Source organism: Mesorhizobium sp. M7A.F.Ca.CA.004.04.2.1 (genome assembly GCF_004022825.1).
Taxonomy (GTDB): domain Bacteria; phylum Pseudomonadota; class Alphaproteobacteria; order Rhizobiales; family Rhizobiaceae; genus Mesorhizobium.
Genome location: NZ_RZPH01000611.1, coordinates 1 through 3,736, shown reverse-complemented (window position 1 = coordinate 3,736; position 3,736 = coordinate 1). Strand labels below are relative to the sequence as shown.

Genomic DNA, 3,736 nt, shown 5'->3' with positions numbered 1-3,736 from the left:
CCGTTCAGGCAGTGGCGATATAGGCCCTGATCTGGTCGGCCTCGCGCTCGACATCCTCGATGCGGCGCTTGACCACGTCGCCGATGGACACGATGCCATCGAGCATGCCGTCCTTTTCCACCGGCAGATGGCGGAAACGGCCGCGGGTCATAATCTCCATCACCTCGTTGACGGTGTGATTTTCGTTGCAGATCTTCACCTTCGGCGTCATCGCCGAACGCACCGCGATATCGAGCGCGGCTCCACCTTCCCGGGCGACAACCCGGACGATGTCGCGCTCTGACAGGATGCCGACGATCTTGCGATCGCCATTGGTGATGACCAGCGCACCGATCTTGTGCTCTGCCAGGATGCGGATGGCTTCGCTCAGCTTTTCGTTCGGCCCGAGCGTCAACACGTCATGGCCTTTTCTCTCGAGAATTGCCTTCACCGTCATGGCGTCCTCCTCTGCTTTGCCTGCCGGTTCCTGCCCTGACCGGCCTTCACGTAAGAGTGAACATCGTGCGCCGTGATCGGTTGCATTTCAAGTGCGGTGGTCAGTCGTCTCCCACTCGGGCGCCTGCCATCGCCTGTCGAACCAGCGCAGGCCGAAGAAGCCCGCGACAAAGCCGCCAATATGAGCCTCCCAGGCGATCTGACCATCTACCCCTGGGGCAAACCCGAGCAGGCCGGTGGCGAGATTGATGACCATCCACATGGCGAGGAAGATCACGACACCGCGCAGGCGCAATACGAATGCGATCGGCAGCACAGGGCCGGCGAAGGCGGCCTTGCCGGCCGAACGGTCGGTGCGGAAGCCGAAACGCGCCGCAGCCCCCATCATGCCCGATATCGCACCGGAAGCCCCGACCAGCGGCGCCTCACCATAAGGATGCATCGCCCAGAAAAGCGCGACCGAAGCCAGCCCGGTTGCGGCAAAAAACAGCGCGAACCACAGCGCTCCCAGACGGTTTGCCAATGGTGAACCAAACGCGGCGAGCCACACCATATTGATGGCGATATGGGCAAAGCCGCCATGCATGAAGGCATAAGTGAAGGGCCGCGAAAACAGGAACCAGTCGAAGCCGTATTGCCCGGTGTAGAGAACGGGGATGAAGGCCCCGTCATACAGCAATGTCATCTGCTGGGATTCGCTCAACACATATTGCTGCAACAGGTAGACGACGACACAGATGCCGATCACCGCCAGCACGACGGGCGGCAGGTTGAACACCGGCTCGCGCCGCGGTTCAGGTGCGCCCTCGACCGGGTCGACTTCCGAGGGAGATGCCGGTTCACTCATTTGAAATTGCACTCTGCGGGATTCGGGGCTCGAGCATCTAGATCACCACGGACCGAACCGCAAACCGCGAATCGCCGCGGCGCGAATCAAAAAAGAAGCCGTTCAAGGTTTCCCTTGAACGGCTGGTCGAGCCCCCTGCTCCCCTAAAACTCTTGACTGAAGTGCTGCCGATCGTCGCGAAACGACCGCTTCTGGAGTGGTTTTTGTGTGCCACGGGGCTCGCTTCGATGCAACGTAAACCACTTGTTAACCTTAACGGCCCCGACCCGTGAACAAGTGTTAACGACGCTGGCACGCTTCCTGCTCCGCAACGCATGTAGGTCATCGGAGGGCGCCCTTCTGTTCACCGATGGGACATCAGACGACAGATTGCGCGGAGCAGCATAGTATGAACCAGAATGGATCGATCACGCTGTTCCAATATTGGAACCGCCTGCGTGATGGACGCCCTGCCCCGAAGCGTTCGGAGGTCGAGCCGGCCGACATCAAGTCGCTGCTGGCCGACACCTTTATCCTGGAGCGGGACACGCGCGGACAGGCCGTATTCCGGCTGGCCGGCACCAGGCTTTGCGCCTGCTACGGCCGCGAACTCAAGGGGTTTTCCTTTCCATCGCTGTGGCGCGAGAAGGATCAGCGGCTCGTCTCGCGGCTGATCCATGGCGTCTTCGAGCAGAAGTCGGTCGTGCTCATCAGCTATGAGGGTTTCAGCCGCAACGGGCGCTCCAACAAGTTCGAACTGCTTGCCCTGCCGCTGGACGGCGGTGTCGAAAATCCGCGTTGCCTGGGCGTCATCAGCGCCGTGGAGAAGCCCTTCTGGCTGGGTGCCGATCCGATCACCGACGCGTTGATCGATTCGATACGCGTCATCGATCCGGAGAAGGAGCTTCTCAACAATCGCCCGGCGATCGATGTTCCCTCGCTCGTTCCCGATGAACTTGGAGCACCCGAGACGATCTCGGCGCTCGGCCGGGCGCGCCGCATCCGCCATCTCGTCGTGTTCGATGGCGGGCGCGAGGAATAGTCCGTTTGCGGCCTGATGCACGTCGCCCAAAACTGCGCGGCTGTTTTGGCACCGCGACCTGCAAAAAGGAAACCCCTGGAGCGCCCGCTTTTTCCCTTTGTTAACCCGCTTTGTTGTACTTCTCTGATGAAGTTCCTCGCATCGGCGCGCGGGATGCCAAACGGGGTGTAGGCAGTCATGAGGTCAGCGGCGGTCGACTATGCGCCGTCCCAAGCTGAAAGGCGTAACTTTCAGCGCGTCCGGGTTAAAATCTACGGACGCTTCATGCTGGAAGACCGCACCGAACACCCCTGCCAGGTCGTCGACATGTCACCGGGCAATGTCGCGTTTCGCACCGACCGCATCGGCATGCCCGGCGAAAAAATCATTGCCTACATCGATCATATCGGCCGCATCGAAGGTGTAGTCACCCGCACCTTGCAGGACGGTTTCGCGATGACCGTCATCGCGTCGGATCGCAAGAAGGACAAGCTGGCCGCGCAATTGACCTGGCTCGCCAACAAGCATGAACTCGACCTGCCGGAAGATCGCCGCCACGAGCGCGTCGCGCCGCGCAATCCGACCAGCGTGCTGCAGCTCACCGACGGCCGCCAGTACCAATGCCGTATAATCGACCTTTCGCTCTCCGGCGCCGCGGTCGAGATCGACGTCAAGCCGGCGATTGGCATCCAGTGTGGCCGGTTTTTTGTTTTCGACGCCATGACCGGCATGCTTAGCCCACTCTTGGCGGGCTTGGGAGCCCTCCGCGCACCGAGATTGGCGCCTCAATATGCAAACGAATTAATACTCAAATGATTCAAATTTTACGTTTATTCTACTGGAGTTTTACTCAATATCTACTTCGAGCTTTTGCGTCAAATAAATCCACATGTGGCAATGTCTCCTTCGAACGGGGAGACTACAACAATGAAGAACACGAGGGGCAAGCTGTTGCTGGTGGCAATGGCGATGCAGCTTTCCGCTTGGGGATCAGCATATGCCGCGGGACCGGCCTATATGCACACCGGCGGACGCACCACCCAGCCTGTTGGCCATTATGAGTTCTGCCAGCGCAGTCCTGGCGAATGCAGCGAACGGACCCCGAAGGGTGCGCCGGTCGAACTGACCCGCAAACTGTGGGCGACGATCGTCAACATCAACAATTCGGTCAACACTCGCATCAAGCCGCGCACCGACATGGAAAACTACGGTGTCGAGGAATATTGGGCCTATCCGGCCAATGGCTATGGCGATTGCGAGGATTACGCGCTGGAAAAGCGCCGCGAGTTGATGGATGCGGGCGTGCCGGCCGGCAATTTGCTGATGACAGTGGCGCGCCAGCCGAATGGCGACGGCCACGCGGTGCTGACCGTGCGCACGAGCCTGGGAGAATTCATCCTCGACAATCTCGAGACCAAGGTCCTGTCCTGGACGGACACCGACTACACCTATCT

The 3,736-nt window shown here is 60.0% G+C and carries 5 protein-coding genes; 3 read left to right on the top strand and 2 right to left on the bottom strand.

Annotation, left to right across the window (positions count from 1 at the left end):
- Positions 1-4 precede the first annotated feature (4 nt).
- Together EN893_RS23700 and EN893_RS23695 are read right to left on the bottom strand one after the other, a co-directional pair.
- Positions 5-436: a CBS domain-containing protein gene (locus EN893_RS23700; RefSeq protein WP_027039198.1), complete on the bottom strand. Its 432-nt coding sequence runs from the start codon at positions 434-436 to the stop codon at positions 5-7.
- Between the two features lie 87 nt (positions 437-523).
- Positions 524-1,282, bottom strand: coding sequence for a rhomboid family intramembrane serine protease (locus tag EN893_RS23695; RefSeq protein ID WP_127269621.1), 759 nt, complete (start codon positions 1,280-1,282; stop codon positions 524-526).
- A gap of 388 nt (positions 1,283-1,670) precedes the next feature.
- Between EN893_RS23695 and EN893_RS23690 the strand changes: the two genes are divergently transcribed.
- The 3 genes from EN893_RS23690 to EN893_RS23680 form a co-directional block, all read left to right on the top strand.
- Positions 1,671-2,303 carry a PAS domain-containing protein gene (locus EN893_RS23690; RefSeq protein WP_023812148.1) on the top strand — a complete coding sequence of 211 codons (633 nt, stop codon included), beginning with the start codon at positions 1,671-1,673 and terminating at the stop codon, positions 2,301-2,303.
- A gap of 177 nt (positions 2,304-2,480) precedes the next feature.
- On the top strand, positions 2,481-3,098 hold the full coding sequence (locus EN893_RS23685) for a PilZ domain-containing protein (RefSeq protein WP_236383445.1): 618 nt from the start codon (positions 2,481-2,483) through the stop codon (positions 3,096-3,098).
- Between the two features lie 111 nt (positions 3,099-3,209).
- Positions 3,210-3,736 (top strand): transglutaminase-like cysteine peptidase (locus EN893_RS23680; RefSeq protein ID WP_128361816.1); only part of this gene is annotated, 527 nt, incomplete at its 3' end.